The sequence below is a fragment of the Streptomyces tibetensis genome (genome assembly GCF_007655005.1).
Taxonomy (GTDB): Bacteria; Actinomycetota; Actinomycetes; order Streptomycetales; family Streptomycetaceae; genus Streptomyces; species Streptomyces tibetensis.
The window spans coordinates 65,086-80,222 of sequence record NZ_SZVW01000005.1 but is presented as its reverse complement, the minus strand read 5'-3'; the positions used below and the strand labels follow the sequence as shown (position 1 = coordinate 80,222).

Annotated in this window: 12 protein-coding genes; 1 reads left to right on the top strand and 11 read right to left on the bottom strand. The window is 70.6% G+C overall.

Features of this window, described 5'->3' with window-relative positions:
* Window positions 1-6: 6 nt before the first annotated feature.
* The 11 genes from ftsZ to rsmH form a co-directional block, all read right to left on the bottom strand.
* Window positions 7-1,200: a cell division protein FtsZ gene (gene ftsZ, locus FDO69_RS09715; RefSeq protein ID WP_104779356.1), complete on the bottom strand. Its 1,194-nt coding sequence runs from the start codon at window positions 1,198-1,200 to the stop codon at window positions 7-9.
* Between the two features lie 288 nt (window positions 1,201-1,488).
* Window positions 1,489-2,283 carry a cell division protein FtsQ/DivIB gene (locus FDO69_RS09710; protein WP_104779355.1) on the bottom strand — a complete coding sequence of 265 codons (795 nt, stop codon included), beginning with the start codon at window positions 2,281-2,283 and terminating at the stop codon, window positions 1,489-1,491.
* A 26-nt stretch (window positions 2,284-2,309) separates the two neighbouring features.
* Window positions 2,310-3,407: an undecaprenyldiphospho-muramoylpentapeptide beta-N-acetylglucosaminyltransferase gene (gene murG, locus FDO69_RS09705; protein WP_104779354.1), complete on the bottom strand. Its 1,098-nt coding sequence runs from the start codon at window positions 3,405-3,407 to the stop codon at window positions 2,310-2,312.
* A 6-nt stretch (window positions 3,408-3,413) separates the two neighbouring features.
* The gene (gene ftsW, locus FDO69_RS09700; RefSeq protein WP_104779353.1) at window positions 3,414-4,778 is read right to left on the bottom strand and encodes a putative lipid II flippase FtsW; all 1,365 of its coding nucleotides are present in this window, start codon (window positions 4,776-4,778) and stop codon (window positions 3,414-3,416) included.
* 135 nt (window positions 4,779-4,913) lie between these two features.
* Window positions 4,914-6,356, bottom strand: a complete 1,443-nt coding sequence (gene murD, locus FDO69_RS09695) for a UDP-N-acetylmuramoyl-L-alanine--D-glutamate ligase (protein WP_170320860.1) — start codon at window positions 6,354-6,356, stop codon at window positions 4,914-4,916.
* On the bottom strand, window positions 6,338-7,429 hold the full coding sequence (gene mraY, locus FDO69_RS09690; protein WP_104779663.1) for a phospho-N-acetylmuramoyl-pentapeptide-transferase: 1,092 nt from the start codon (window positions 7,427-7,429) through the stop codon (window positions 6,338-6,340). The genes murD and mraY overlap by 19 nt, the downstream gene beginning before the upstream one ends.
* Entirely contained in the window at window positions 7,429-8,844 is a 1,416-nt protein-coding gene (locus tag FDO69_RS09685; RefSeq protein WP_104779351.1) for a UDP-N-acetylmuramoyl-tripeptide--D-alanyl-D-alanine ligase, read from the bottom strand. Before FDO69_RS09685 ends, mraY begins: the two co-directional genes overlap by 1 nt.
* Before the next feature lie 28 nt (window positions 8,845-8,872).
* A complete protein-coding gene (locus FDO69_RS09680) occupies window positions 8,873-10,393 on the bottom strand; it encodes a UDP-N-acetylmuramoyl-L-alanyl-D-glutamate--2,6-diaminopimelate ligase (RefSeq protein WP_104779350.1) in 1,521 nt (506 codons plus the stop codon).
* 193 nt (window positions 10,394-10,586) lie between these two features.
* Window positions 10,587-12,545: a peptidoglycan D,D-transpeptidase FtsI family protein gene (locus FDO69_RS09675; RefSeq protein ID WP_276616046.1), complete on the bottom strand. Its 1,959-nt coding sequence runs from the start codon at window positions 12,543-12,545 to the stop codon at window positions 10,587-10,589.
* A 5-nt stretch (window positions 12,546-12,550) separates the two neighbouring features.
* Complete coding sequence (gene ftsL, locus FDO69_RS09670) at window positions 12,551-13,000, bottom strand: cell division protein FtsL (RefSeq protein WP_104779348.1); 450 nt, start codon at window positions 12,998-13,000, stop codon at window positions 12,551-12,553.
* A 31-nt stretch (window positions 13,001-13,031) separates the two neighbouring features.
* Window positions 13,032-14,009 (bottom strand): 16S rRNA (cytosine(1402)-N(4))-methyltransferase RsmH, encoded by a 978-nt coding sequence (gene rsmH, locus FDO69_RS09665; protein ID WP_104779347.1) that lies wholly within the window; start codon window positions 14,007-14,009, stop codon window positions 13,032-13,034.
* Window positions 14,010-14,421: 412 nt separating this feature from the next.
* Here rsmH and FDO69_RS09660 point away from each other — a divergent pair, with 412 nt between their 5' ends.
* Window positions 14,422-14,973, top strand: coding sequence for a beta-class carbonic anhydrase (locus FDO69_RS09660; protein ID WP_104779346.1), 552 nt, complete (start codon window positions 14,422-14,424; stop codon window positions 14,971-14,973).
* The last annotated feature ends 164 nt before the right edge of the window (window positions 14,974-15,137 follow it).

The window sequence follows — 15,137 nt, the reverse complement described above, 5'->3', positions numbered from 1 at the left end:
GAAGGATCACTTGAGGAAGTCCGGTACGTCCAGTTCCTCGGCCGCGCTGTCCGAGTAGGTCCGCGGCGCCGGCGGTACCGGCGGGGCGACCGGGATGTCCTCGACCGGCTTCGGAGCGGGCTCCGGGTCCTCCTTCGGGGTCACGCTGCCGAGCGATCCGAAGGACGGACGGCTCTCGGTCTGCCGTGCCGGGGCCGGCTCCTCGCGCTTGGCCGAGGACGAGCCGAGGACGTTGTCCCGTTTGGCCGGCGGCTGGCCGCCGTCGAAGCCGGCCGCGATCACGGTGACCCGCACCTCGTCGCCGAGGGCGTCGTCGATCACCGCGCCGAAGATGATGTTGGCCTCGGGGTGGGCGGCCTCGCTGACCAGCTGGGCGGCCTCGTTGATCTCGAACAGGCCGAGGTCGGAGCCACCGGAGATGGAGAGCAGCACACCGCGGGCGCCGTCGATGGACGCCTCCAGCAGGGGCGAGGAGATCGCCATCTCGGCGGCGGCCACCGCGCGGTCGTCGCCGCGGGCCGAGCCGATGCCCATGAGGGCGGAGCCGGCCTCGGACATGACCGACTTGACGTCGGCGAAGTCGAGGTTGATGAGGCCGGGGGTGGTGATGAGGTCGGTGATGCCCTGGACACCGGAGAGCAGGACCTGGTCGGCCGACTTGAAGGCGTCCAGCACCGAGACCTGGCGGTCCGAGATGGACAGCAGCCGGTCGTTCGGGATGACGATGAGGGTGTCGACCTCTTCGCGCAGTTCGGCGATGCCGTCCTCGGCCTGGTTCGCGCGGCGCCGTCCCTCGAAGGTGAACGGGCGCGTGACCACACCGATGGTGAGGGCACCCAGGTTGCGCGCGATGTTGGCCACGACGGGCGCGCCGCCGGTGCCGGTGCCGCCGCCTTCACCGGCCGTCACGAAGACCATGTCGGCCCCCTTGAGGACCTCCTCGATCTCCTCGCGGTGGTCCTCGGCGGCCTTGCGGCCCACGTCCGGGTTGGCTCCGGCGCCGAGTCCGCGGGTGAGTTCACGGCCGACGTCCAGCTTGACGTCGGCGTCGCTCATCAACAGAGCTTGCGCGTCGGTGTTGATGGCGATGAACTCGACGCCCTTGAGACCGACCTCGATCATCCGGTTGATGGCATTGACACCACCGCCGCCGACACCGATGACTTTGATGACTGCGAGGTAGTTCTGCGGTGCTGCCACGTCGAAGGCCTCTCGCCTCGAGTTACGTGTCGCCGAATCAGCGTGACGCCCTGCGCCCCGCGACCCGACGACTGATGCCGAATGGGACGGTCCGTATCGCCGACCCGAACCCTAACCCTGAAGTTTAGGGTTACCAGTGTGTCCGTTCCTTGGAGTCTTCTGAACAGGACACTAAGTCGACAAGTGGCGCACGTTCAACGAACACGCCGAACCTCCCGTTTTTCTTTTCACCCTATGTGATCAGCCGTAGCGCTGCCCAACCAGGGTGCTGGCCTGCGCAGATGTGCGTCAACTCGCTGATGACGCGGGCGCGGTGGGGACGCTCACGTCGAAGTACCCCGCATCGGGCGAGGCTTTCATCAGAGCGGTGAGCGTACGGGCCTTCGCGGCACCCTTCTCGCTGCTTCCCCAGACGACCGTGCGGCCGTCCCTCAACTGAAGCGAGATGGCGTCGTAGGAACGGACCTTGACGGTTTGTGTCTCGCGTGCGACGGCGGCCGGAAGCGCGCGGGCGACGCCGACGGCCTCGCGCACCAGCCGGGGCTCGCCGAAGCGGCGCAGGCTCGCGGCGGCGGAGCCGGACCGGGGAAGCGTCAATTCCAGTGCCGGGACGCCTTTCGGGGCCTCGGAAACCGCGGCGAAGCGGACACCGTCATCGTCCACTTCGACGAACTTTCCGCCCTTTTGGACAACCAGAACCGGAGTCCGCTCAACCACTTTCAGGTCGATTCCATGGGGCCAGGAGCGGACCACGTCAACCGAGTCAATTCGGGGCAATTTCCGGAGCAGTCGCGTCTCGATCGCATCGGTGTCGACGGAAATCAGCGGCTTCCCGAACGGAACCTCGGCCGCCGCTTCGACCTGAGCCGGTGTCAGGACGCGGGTACCAGAGACGGAGACGTGCTCGGCGCGCAGCCAGTCGGAGCCGTAGAACAGCCAGACCGTCGGGATGCCGAGGAAGACCAGGGCGAGGCCCAGGAGGACGATCGCGCGGAGCCGGGCGCGCCTCGACCGCAGGCGGGGCGGCGGGCCGGACGACTCCTGCTGGCGTTCACCGCGTTCGGCGGTGGTCGATCCGGCCACGCTCCCCTGCCTTCCGTCATACAGTCCTATCGGTGTGCACGGTTGGCGGCGATCGCCTCGTACACCATGCCGACGAGCAGGTCGTCGGCGTCCCGGCGGCCGAACTCGGCGGCGGAGCGGGACATCTGGTACAGCCGGTGCGGGTCGGCGAGCACGGGCAGCACGTTCTGCTGGACCCACTCGGGAGTCAGTTCCGCGTCGTCGACGAGCAGTCCGCCGCCGGCCTTGACCACCGGCTGGGCGTTGAGCCGCTGTTCGCCGTTGCCGATGGGCAGCGGGACGTAGGCGGCCGGGAGCCCGACGGCGGAGAGTTCGGCGACGGTCATCGCGCCCGCGCGGCAGAGCATCATGTCGGCCGCGGCGTACGCGAGGTCCATCCGATCCAGGTAACTTACCGGGACATAGGGGGGCATCCCCGGCATCTGGTGGACCTGCGGCAGTTCGTTCTTCGGGCCGACCGCGTGCAGGATCTGGATCCCGGCCTGCTGGAGCCAGGGTGCGACCTGCTGGACGACCTCGTTCAGGCGGCGGGCGCCCTGGGAGCCACCGGTGACCAGCAGCGTGGGCAGGTTCGGGTCGAGCCCGAACGCGGCCCGGGCCTCGGGGCGTACGGCGGCCCGGTCCAGGGTGGCGATGGAGCGGCGCAGCGGGATGCCGATGTAGCGGGCGCCCCGCAGCTTGCTGTCGGGCGTGGAGACGGCGACCTGGCTGGCGTACCGCGAGCCGATCTTGTTGGCCAGGCCCGGGCGGGCGTTGGCCTCGTGGATCACGATCGGCACACCCAGGCGCTTGGCCGCGAGGTAGCCGGGCAGGGCGACGTAGCCGCCGAAGCCGACCACGGCGTCCGCCCTGGTGCGCTCCAGGATCTGCTCGGTCGCCTTGATGGTGCCGCGCAGCCGGCCGGGGACCGTGATCAGCTCGGGGGTGGGCTTGCGCGGCAGCGGAACGGCGGGGATCAGCGCGAGTTCGTACCCGCGCTCGGGTACGAGACGGGTCTCGAGGCCGCGCTCCGTGCCCAGGGCCGTGATGCCCACGCTCGGGTCCTGCCTGCGCAGGGCGTCCGCGAGGGCGAGCGCGGGCTCGATGTGGCCCGCGGTTCCTCCGCCGGCGAGTACGACATGCACCGAAATTCACCGCTCTCCGGACGAGCGCACCACCGAGGCACGCCGTCGCATCGTGTTCCATCTCCGGGGACTCCGACCGGAACCGGTGCCCCCCGCCCCCCGCTTTCTACCAAAGCGGGGTTGCCGCATCGCAAGCGCCATCCGCGCAGCGGGGTCCTGACGCGCGAAGGCGATCAGCAGCCCGATGGCGAACATGGTCGGCAGCAGGGCGGATCCCCCGTAGGAGAACAACGGGAGGGGGACGCCGGCGATCGGCAGCAGACCGAGCACCGCACCGATGTTGATCACGGCCTGCGCCGTGATCCAGGTGGTCACACCTCCCGCGGCATACCTGACGAAGGGGTCCTCCGTGCGTCCGGCCACGCGGATACCCGCATAGCCTAGAGCCGCGAAGAGGGCGAGTACCGACAGCGTCCCCGCCAGGCCCAGTTCCTCACCGGTGACGGCGAAGATGAAGTCGGTGTGGGCTTCGGGGAGTTGGCCCCATTTCTCCACACTGGCGCCCAGTCCGGAGCCAAAGATTCCGCCGGAGGCGAGGGCGTAGATCCCGTGCACGGCCTGCCAGCAGTCGACGGGCCCCGACTGGGGTTCCGTGGCGCCCAGGCACTGCAGACGGGCCATGCGGTTGGCGCTGGTCCTGATGAGGATCAGGCCGAGGACGGCGGCGATCGACAGCACCCCGGCGAACAGCCGCGTGGGGGCGCCGGCCAGCCAGAGCAGGCCGAACAGGATGGCCGTGAGGATGATGGCGGTGCCCATGTCGCCGCCGATCATGATCAGGCCGAGCAGCATGAAGGCGGCCGGTACCAGCGGCACGAGCATGTGCTTCCACTGGTTCAGCAGCCTCTTGTCCTGCTTGCGGGCGAGCAGGTCGGCGCCCCACAGCACCAGGGCGAGCTTGCCGAACTCGCTGGGCTGGATCTGGAAGGAGCCGCCGAGGGAGATCCAGTTCTGGTTGCCGTTGACCGACACCCCTATCCCCGGGACCTGCACCAGGGCCATGAGGAAGACGGCGCCCGCGAGGATGGGGTAGGCGAGCGCCCGGTGGAGTCTCACCGGCATCCGCGAGGCCGCGAACAGCAGTCCGGTGCCGATGCCCGCCGCGAGCAACTGCTTGCGGAAGAAGTACGAACCCGGCAGCGACATCTGCAGTGCGGTGATCTGGGAGGCCGAGTAGACCATCACCAGCCCGAGCACGGTGATCAGCAGACTGCCGCCGAGGATCAGGTAGTAGGCGGTCAGCGGCCGGTCCCAGCCCCTGCGCGCGCGGGCGTAGAGGCTCAGGACGCGGTTCTCACGCGCAAGCCGTGGCGCGACGGGGCGTTTGGGGGCGCGGGGGGTCGGAGGCCGTCCGGTGCGGCTGGTGGGCATCGCGGCTCACCCTGCCGTGCCGGAGGGGAACGGTGCGCGGTGCACGCCCCCAGGCCGCTCGGGCACCAGCCACATCCGTGTCACGCGTCCCTCCCAGGTACGCCCGGCGTCGCCGCCGGGCGAGGCGGACCCGGGTCAGCCGTCGGCGGAGCCGAGCTCACGGACGGCGTCCGCGAAGGCGTCCCCGCGCTTGTTGTAGTTGGCGAACATGTCCATGGAGGCACAGGCCGGTGCCAGCAGCACTGTGTCGCCCGGTTGAGCGAGTTTCCGCGCCTCCTGGACCGCCGCGCGCATCGCCCCAGTGTCGGTCCGGTCGAGGTCGACGACGGGTACCTCCGGGGCGTGTCGCGCCAGGGCTTGTCGGATGAGCGCGCGGTCCGCGCCGATCAGCACGGCACCCCGCAGCCGCTTCGCCGACTTGGCGACCAGCTCGTCGAAGGTCGCGCCCTTCGCCAGTCCGCCCGCGATCCACACGATCGGTTCGTACGCCGCCAACGAGGCTTCTGCGGCATGTGTGTTGGTGGCCTTGGAGTCGTCGATCCAGGCGACGCCGTCCACGTCCGCGACGTGCGCGATGCGGTGCGCGTCCGGGGTGAACGCCCGCAGGCCGTCCCGTACGGCCTTGGCGGGCACGCCGTAGGCGCGGGCGAGGGCCGCCGCGGCGAGGGCGTTGGCGATGTTGTGCGGGGCCGGCGGGTTGACGTCGGCGACCTCGGCGAGCTCCTGGGCGTTCTTCTGCCGGTTCTCGACGAAGGCACGATCGACCAGGATGCCCTCCACCACGCCGAGTTGGGAGGGCGCGGGCGTACCGAGGGTGAAGCCGACGGCGCGGCAGCCCTCCTCGACGTCGGCCTCGCGGACCAGGTCCTCGGTCGCCTTGTCGGCGACGTTGTAGACGCAGGCGACGCGGTTGCCCTCGTAGATGCGGCCCTTGTCGGCGGCGTACGCCTCCATGGAGCCGTGCCAGTCGAGGTGGTCGGGGGCGAGGTTCAGCACGGCGGCCGAGTGGGCGCGCAGGGAGGGCGCCCAGTGCAGCTGGTAGCTGGACAGCTCCACGGCCAGGACGTCGTACTGCTCCTCGCCGAGCACCGCGTCCAGCAGGGAGACGCCGATGTTGCCGACGGCTGCGGTGCGCAGGCCTGCCGCCTTGAGGATCGACGCCAGCATCTGGACGGTGGTGGTCTTGCCGTTGGTGCCGGTGACGGCGAGCCAGTCGGCGGCGTCGGGGCCGCGCAGGCGCCAGGCCAGTTCGACGTCGCCCCAGACCGGGACGCCCGCCTGCCCCGCCGCCGCGAACAGCGGCTTGTCCGGCTGCCAGCCGGGGGCGGTGACGATTAGGTCGGTGCCCTCCGGCAGAGTCTCGCCGTCGCCGAGGCGCACGGTGACGCCGAGCGCCTCCAGGTCGGCCGCCTGAGCCCGCGCGCGCTCGTCGGCGCCGTCGTTGACGACCGTGACGATCGCGCCGAGGCCGTGCAGCACCTTGGCCGCCGGGACGCCGGAGACGCCGAGCCCGGCGACGGTGACGTGCTTGCCCTGGAAGTCGAAGGGCTCCGAGGAGGTCACTTGTCCGCTGCCCATCCCGCGTAGAAGAGGCCGAGTCCGACGATGACACAAATACCCTGAATGATCCAGAAGCGGACCACGACGAGCACTTCGGACCAGCCCTTGAGTTCGAAGTGGTGCTGGAGTGGCGCCATCCGGAAGACGCGTTTCCCGGTGAGGCGGAACGAACCGACCTGGATCACCACGGACATGGTGATGAGGACGAAGAGGCCACCGAGGATGGCCATCAGCAGCTCGGTGCGCGAGCAGATCGCGAGGCCGGCGAGCACACCGCCGAGCGCGAGCGAACCGGTGTCACCCATGAAGATCTTGGCCGGTGAGGTGTTCCACCACAGGAAGCCGAGACAGGCGCCCATCAGCGCGGAGGCCACTACCGCGAGGTCGAGGGGGTCGCGCACCTCGTAGCAGGCGCCCGGGTTCGTCAGCGTCCGCGCGTTGGCGCAGGACTCCTGGAACTGCCAGACACCGATGAAGGTGTAGGCGCCGAAGACCAGGACCGAGGCGCCGGTGGCCAGACCGTCCAGACCGTCGGTCAGGTTCACGCCGTTCGACATGGCGAGGATCATGAACAGCGCCCAGACCACGAACAGCACGGGGCCGATCGTCCAGCCGAAGTCCGTGATGAACGACAGCTTCGTGGAGGCCGGGGTGTTGCCGCGGTTGTCCGCGAACTGCAGCGACAGCACCGCGAAGCTGATGCCGACGATCAGCTGGCCGGCCATCTTCGCCTTGGCCCGCAGACCGAGCGAACGCCGCTTGACGATCTTGATGTAGTCGTCGAGGAAGCCGACCAGGCCCATGCCGACCATCAGGCCGAGCACCAGCAGGCCCGAGAAGGTCGGCGCCGCGTCGACGTCCGGGTCCAGATAGCCCGTGATCACCTTGGCCAGGAAGTACGCGGCGACCGTGGCCAGTATGAAGGCGATGCCGCCCATGGTCGGCGTACCGCGCTTGCTGGCGTGCTCGCGCGGGCCGTCGTCGCGGATGTACTGGCCGTAGCCCTTGCGGGCGAGCAGCTTGATCAACAGCGGGGTCCCGACCAGGGTCAGGAAGAGGCCAATGACTCCTGCGAACAGGATCTGCTTCATCATCGGGCGGAAACCTCACCCTCGGCACCGGTCTCGATGAGCGCCTGCGCCACGCTCTCCAGACCGACCGAACGGGACGCCTTCACGAGCACGACGTCCCCCGGGCGCAGCTCGCTGCGCAACAGGTCGACCGCCGCCTGTGCGTCGGACACGTGCACCGACTCCTCACCCCACGAACCCTCGTTATATGCGCCCAGTTGCAGCCAGGCGGCTTCCCTGCCACCGACTGCGACGAGCTTGCTGACGTTGAGCCGGACGGCGAGCCGCCCGACCGCGTCGTGCTCGGCGAGAGCCTCGTCCCCGAGCTCGGCCATCTTGCCGAGCACCGCCCACGTACGACGCCCCTTGCCCATGGCCGCGAGCGCGCGCAGCGCGGCCTTCATCGACTCGGGGTTCGCGTTGTAGGCGTCGTTGACGACCGTCACGCCGTCCGGGCGCTCGGTGACCTCCATCCGCCAGCGGGAGAGGGAGCCCGCCTCGGAGAGCGCGACGGCGATCTCGTCAGCGGACATGCCCAACTCGTGGGCGACGGCGGCCGCGGCGAGCGCGTTCGACACGTGGTGCTCACCGTACAGGCGCATGGTCACATCGCTTGCACCGGAGGGTGTGTGAAGCCTGAACGAAGGCTGTCCGGTGTCCGTGAGTCGCACGTTCTCGGCCCGAACGTCCGCTTCGCCGGACTCTCCGAAATAGACCACCTTCGCCTTCGTTCGGGAGGCCATGGCCCGTACGTAGGGGTCGTCCGAGTTGAGGATCGCGGTGCCGCCGTCGGCCTCGGACGGCAGTGCCTCCACCAGCTCGCCCTTGGCCTGCGCGATCTGCTCGCGGCCGCCGAACTCGCCGATGTGGGCGCTGCCGACATTGAGGACGAGACCGACCTTCGGGGGCGTCAGGCCGGTGAGGTAGCGGATGTGCCCGATGCCGCGGGCGCCCATCTCCAGCACGAGGAACTTCGTCTCCTCGGTGGCGCTGAGCGCTGTCAGGGGCAGCCCGATCTCGTTGTTGAGCGAGCCGGGCGTGAAGATCGTCGGCGCCTTGCGCTGCAGCACCTGCGCGATGAGGTCCTTGGTGCTGGTCTTGCCGGCCGAGCCGGTGAGGGCGACGAGGGTCGCGCCGAGCCGGCGTACGACGTGCCGCGCGAGGGCGCCGAGGGCGCTCTGGACGTCGTCCACGACGATGGCGGGGACGCCGACGGGCCGGGTGCCGAGCACGGCCACCGCTCCCGCCTCGACGACCGCCGCCGCGAAGTCGTGGCCGTCCACGCGTTCCCCGGCGAAGGCCACGAACAGGCTGCCCGGCCCCGCCTCTCGGGAGTCCCGGACCACCGGGCCGGTGACCTGGACGGACGGATCCGGTATGTCGTGCGTCTGCCCGCCGACGACTTCTGCGATCTCGGCGAGGGAGAGGGCGATCACAAGTTCATCCCCTGGGTCTTCTGGATTTTCATCCCTGGGTCTTCTGGATGGCTTCGCGGAGCACCTGGCGGTCGTCGAAGGGACGGACCACCCCGGCGATGTCCTGGCCCTGCTCGTGGCCCTTGCCCGCGACCAGCACGGTGTCGCCGGGCTCGGCGCGGGCCACGGCGGCGGCGATCGCCGCGGCCCGGTCCTCGAAGACCTGCACCTCGCCGCGCTCGTGCGCGGGCACGGACGCAGCGCCCTGGAGCATCGTGGCGAGGATCGCGAGAGGGTCCTCGCCACGCGGGTTGTCGGAGGTCAGTACGGCGGTGTCGGCGAGCCGCGCCGCGGCGGCGCCCATGGGTTCGCGCTTGGTCTTGTCCCGGTCGCCACCGCAGCCGAGGACGATGTGCAGCCTGCCCTCGGTGACCTTGCGCAGGGCGCGCAGCACGGACTCGACGGCGTCGGTCTTGTGGGCGTAGTCGACGACCGCGAGGTAGGGCTGCCCGGCGTCCACGCGCTCCAGGCGGCCCGGGACGCCCGGGACGGCGGCGACGCCGTCGGCGGCGGCCTGCGGGTCGAGCCCGGCTACGGCGAGGGCGACGATCGCGGCCAGGGTGTTGGCCACGTTGAAGGGACCCGGCAGCGGCGACCTGGCACTGATCCGCTCGCCCTTGGGACCGACGACGGTGAACGTCGAGTCCAGCCGGCCGACCTCGACGTCCTCGGCGCGCCAGTCGGCGTCGGGGTGGCCCTCGGCGGAGTAGGTGACGACCGGGACGGTGGCCTCGTTCGCCAGCCGGCGTCCGTATTCGTCGTCGACGTTGACCACGCCGAGTTTGCCGCGTTTCGGCGTGAAGAGCTGCGCCTTGGCCTGGAAGTAGTCCTCCATGCCCGAGTGGAACTCCATGTGTTCCGGGCTGAGGTTGGTGAAGACGCCGATGTCGAAGACGCAGCCGTCGACCCGGCCGAGGACCAGGGCGTGGCTGGAGACCTCCATGGCGACCGCGTCCACACCGCGTTCGCGCATGACGGCGAACAGGGCCTGGAGGTCGGTGGCTTCGGGGGTGGTGCGCTCGGACTTGATGCGCTCCTCGCCGATGCGCATCTCGACCGTGCCGATCAGGCCGGTGGACCGAACCGTCTTCAGGCCGCCTTCGACGAGGTAGGCCGTGGTGGTCTTGCCGGAGGTGCCGGTGATGCCGATCTGGAGCAGGTCCCGGCCGGGGTGGCCGTAGATCGTGGCGGCCAGCTCGCCCATCTGCGCGCGCGGGTCGTCGACGACCAGGACCGGCAGGCCGGACGCGGCGGCGCGCTCGGCGCCGGTGGGGTCGGTCAGCACGGCGGCGGCACCCAGACCCGCGGCCTGGTTGACGAAGTCGGCGCCGTGCACCCGGGCCCCCGGGAGGGCGGCGTACAGGTCACCGGGGCGCACGGCACGCGAGTCGTGGGTGATGCCCGTGACCTCGGCGGCGCTCTCCGGCGCGGTGGCACCCAGCTGACCGGCGAGTTCCGCGAGGGGTGTGGCGGAGACCTGAACCGGCCTGGGCGGCCCGGGGTATGTCACGGGATGGCCCTTCTGGGTGGTTTGGGACTGATCAGCGTGTGGCACGGCGGTGAGCGTACCGGGCGTACCCGCCTCCGGGCGAAGTGAGGGGCCGGTGCTGCTCTGGTTGCCGGGGTCGGGGGTGATCGTTGTCACGGAGGCGGTCCTGGTGGCTCGGTGGGGCTGAGTGCTGATCAGGGCGGGTCGGCCCTGATCACTGCTTGAAGGAGACGGGCAGTTTCGCGGCCTTGGCGCCGGTCGGCGGGACCTGGAGGGACTTCAGTGCGAACTCCATGACCTTCTTGTACACGGGTCCGCAGATCTGCCCGCCGAAGTAGCTGCCCTGGGTGGCGTTCTGGATGGCGCAGTAGACGGTGATACGGGGCTTGTCGGCGGGCGCGAACCCGGCGAACGACGAGGTGTAGCCGTGGTACTTGCCGGTGGCCGGATCCACGCGGTTGGCCGTGCCCGTCTTGCCCGCGACGCGATAGCCGGGGATGCGCGCCTTGGTGCCGGTGCCCTCCTCGTCGTCCACGACGGACTCCAGCATGTGGGCGAGGGTTTTCGCCGTTGCCTCGCTGACGACCCGGTTCCTCTCGGGTTTCGGGGCGGGCGTGAACTGGCCGTCGGGGCCCCTGGTGCCGCGTACGAGGGTCGGCTGGATGCGGACGCCGCCGTTGGCGATGGTCGAGTACACGGAGGCCGCCTGCATGGCGTTGATGGAGACGCCCTGGCCGAAAGGGATCGTGTACTGCTGCGAGGTCGACCACTTGTCGGGCGGGGCGAGGATGCCCTTGGTCTCGCCGGGGAAGCCGAGCCCGGTGTAGCTGCCGAGGCCGAACCTGCGCAGGTAGTCGTAGAGGACCTTGTTGGCCTGGGCCTGGGTCTTTCCGAGCTGTCCGGTGGCGAGGATGGTGCCGATGTTGCTGGACTTGGCGAGGACGCCGTTGAGCGTGAGGTACCAGGTCGGGTGGTCGATGTCGTCCTTGAAGAGCCGGTCGCCGCGGTGCAGCCGGTTGGGCACGACCACGTGGGTCCCCGGTGTGGCGACGTTCTGCTGGAGGACGGCCGCCATCGACATGACCTTGGCGGTGGAGCCGGGCTCGAAGGCGTCCTGGACGGCGGCGTTGCCGAGGGCGGCCGGGTCGGCGTCGGACAGGTCGTTCGGGTCGAAGCCGGGCGAGTTGGCCATGGCCAGGACCTGCCCGGTGCGGGTGTCCTGGACGATGACGTAGCCGCGGTCGGCCGCGGACTCCTTCACCTGGTCGCTGATGGCGTTCTGGGCGGCCCACTGGATGTCGCGGTCGATGGTGAGCTCGACGTCGCTGCCGGGGACGGCGGGTGTCTCGGTGGAGCCCGCGGTGGGCACGAGACGGCCGCCGGACTGGGCGTAGCGGATCTTGCCGTCCTTGCCGGCGAGCTGCTTGTTCAGCTGCAGTTCGATGCCGCCGCCGGGCTTGCCCTCGCCGTTGACCCAGCCCAGTATCCCTGCGGCCAGATCGCCGCCGGGGTACACGCGCTTGCTGGTGGCGACGGAGAAGACGCCGGACAGGACGTTGGGCGTGGACTTGTCGGTCTCGGCCTTCTTGGCGAGTGCCGACTTGAGGTCCTTGATCTGCTTCCAGACCTGCGGGGTCTGGCGGGAGGCCAGCTTGACGTAGCGCAGGGCGGGGTTCTTCGGCCGCAGCTTCTCGACCAGGTCCTCCTGCTCCTGACCGAGGATGGGGGCGAGGAGTGCGGCCGCCTGCTCGGGCCCGTCCGCGATCTTCAGCATGCCGGGGGCGAACATCGTGGGGTCGGCGGTGATGTCGTAGGCGTCCTCGCTGGTCGCGAGGGCCACACCGGACCGGTCGGTGATCTCGCCCCGGTCCGCGGCGAGCACCTGCCCGACATACCGGTTCTGCTCGGCCTTGGCCGCGTACGTGCTCGCGTCGACGGCCTGCACCTGGAACAGCCGTACGACGAAGGCGGCCAGGACCAGGGTCAGCGCGAGCCCCACCAGCCGCAGGCGGGGGCGGGGGCTGCCCAGCCGCAGCGGCTTGGTCGCCGCCGGGCGACTCTGTCCCGGGCGCCGGGCCGGACGGGCACCGGGGGCGGGGCGGCGCCGGGCGTCGGGGCGGGCGGGCCTTGCGGGGCCGGGCACGCGGCGGCGCGGCGGTTGCCTGTCGGACACTTCCGTCACCTGCCGGGGGTCGGGGCGAGGCCGTTGGGCATGGCCTCCGGGGCGAGGACCATAGGGGTGTGCGCGGCGGGCAGCCGGACGCCGGGAGCGGCGCTGGGGACGCCCTTGACGGTGCCGTCGGGGTCGAGGAAGGCCGGGTCGCCGCCGGGCACCATGCCGAGCTCGCGGGCGCGGCGCTGCAGGGCGTCGGGGGCGGAGTAGGCGTCGATGTCCCGCTGGAGGGCCTGCTCCTCGTCGGTGAGGTTCTTGGTCCCGCGCTGGAGGTCGTCGAGTTGGAACGCGCCCTCGCTGAGGGCCGAGTTCAGCACCAGGAGGCAGATGAGACCGCCGCCGAGGAGGAGGACGACCAGCAGGACGAACGGGGTGCGGGCCGCCTGCCCGGGGCCGGTCGGGAGGAGCCGCGCGAGTCGGGCCGCCCTCCCCTTGAGTTCGGGTTTGCCGCTCACGCACGCTCCCTCGGTCCGGCCTGCACACGCCTCACTCGACGTCCTCCCTGATGCGCTGGGCCCCGCGCAGTCGCGCCGGTGCCGCCCGCCGGTTCTCGGCGATCTCCTCTTCGGTGGGGAGTTCGGCACCGCGGGTGAGCAGCTTGAGCCGCGGCTGGTAGCGCTCGGGGACGACGGGCAGCCCGGGCGGCGCGGTGGTGGCGGCGCCCGCCGCGAAGACCTGCTTGACCAGCCGGTCCTCCAGCGAGTGGTACGACAGCACGGCGATCCGCCCGCCCACGTCGAGCGCCTTCACGGCGGCGGGGATCGCGCGTTCCAGTACGGAGAGCTCGCCGTTGACCTCGATGCGCAGGGCCTGGAAGGTGCGCTTGGCCGGGTTGCCGCCGGTGCGCTTGGCGGCCTGCGGCAGAGCGTCGCGGATCAGTTCGACGAGCCGCGCGCTGTTGCTGAACGGCTCCTTCTCCCGCTCCCGCACGATCGCGCTCACGATCCGCTTGGCCTGCTTCTCCTCGCCGTAGGCCCGCAGGATGCGCACGAGTTCGCCCGGCGGGTAGGTGTTGAGGACCTCGGCGGCGCTGACGCCGGTCGTCTGGTCCATGCGCATGTCGAGGGGGGCGTCCTGGGCGTAGGCGAAGCCGCGGTCGGCCTCGTCGAGCTGCATGGAGGAGACGCCCAGGTCGAACAGGACGCCCTGCGCGCGCGCGATGCCGAGCCTGTCGAGCACCTCGGGGAGCTCGTCGTAGACGGCGTGGACGAGGGTGGCGCGCTCGCCGTAGGGGGCGAGGCGCTCGCCGGACAGGCGCAGGGCCTCCTTGTCCCGGTCGAGGGCGACGAGCCGGGTGCCGGGGAATCGCGCGAGCAGCGCCTCGCTGTGGCCGCCGAGGCCGAGGGTGCAGTCGACGACCACGGCGTCCGGGCCCTCCAGGGCGGGTGCCAGCAGATCCAGGCACCGCTGGAGCATCACCGGGACGTGTCGACTCTCTCCCTCCCGTCGCCCACCACCCTTCATCGAATGCGCTTCGCGCCCCATTTGTCCTGGGCCCTCTCAGATCCGGCACGGCCGTACGCACCGCCGGGTCCCCGCCCGCTCGTGGACATGAGGCCTGCCGGCGCCGGAAGCGTCAGCCGACCGGGAGCGGGAGAAGGCCGAGCCGTACGTACGCGCCGCGCACGCGGGGAGATCTCCGGTCGTCGCCGGGGTCTCCGAAGAATTCAGTCCAGCGGGGAGAGTCTCGCCTCCCGCTTCGCGTCACTTTAGTCCACGGTGTCGCCCGGTCAATCAACCGGCCTGCGCGTCGCCGCCGTTCGCACGCCGACCAGGACACCACCCTTGTGGGGTACCTCACAACCACCCCTCGGCGGCATTCTTTGTCCACTTCCACAGGAGGCCTGGACCGGGTGTGACCAGTAACGTCATGCCTATGACGACTTCTGCATCGGTACCCACGGGTTCGGAGAGCGCCATAGCGGCCGAAGGCACGGTCACCGACCGTATCGTCCAGGCGAACGCCCGGTACGCCGAAACCTTCGGGCACGCCGGGCTGGACGGCGCGCCGGCCCTGCACGTGGCCGTCGTGGCCTGCATGGACGCCCGTCTCGACCCGCTCGGCGCGCTGGGCCTGGAGCTCGGCGACTGCCACACCATCCGCAACGCGGGCGGCGTGGTCACCGACGACGTGATCCGCTCCCTCACCATCAGCCAGCGCAAGCTGGGCACGCGCAGCGTGGTCCTCGTCCACCACACCGGCTGCGGCATGGAGACCCTCACCGAGGACTTCCGCGGCGACCTGGAGGCCGAGGTCGGACAGCGCCCGTCATGGGCGGTGGAGTCCTTCCAGGACGCCGAGCAGGACGTGCGGCAGTCCATGCAGCGGGTGCGCACCTCGCCCTTCCTGCCGCACACCGACGACGTGCGCGGATTCGTCTACGACGTGCGGACCGGCCTGTTGCGCGAGGTCGACCCGGCCTCCTGACCTGCGCGGCGGGACGCGACCACCCCGGCCCACCACCCGCCGCAGCTGTCGAAATCCTGTCAGTCACGCGTTCGAATGGCCGCAAGAACGACATATCGCGGCCAGTTGTCCACAGTCGAGTGACACGAAACGGTAACGGCAGCAAGAATGCGGGAGTGGCGTCA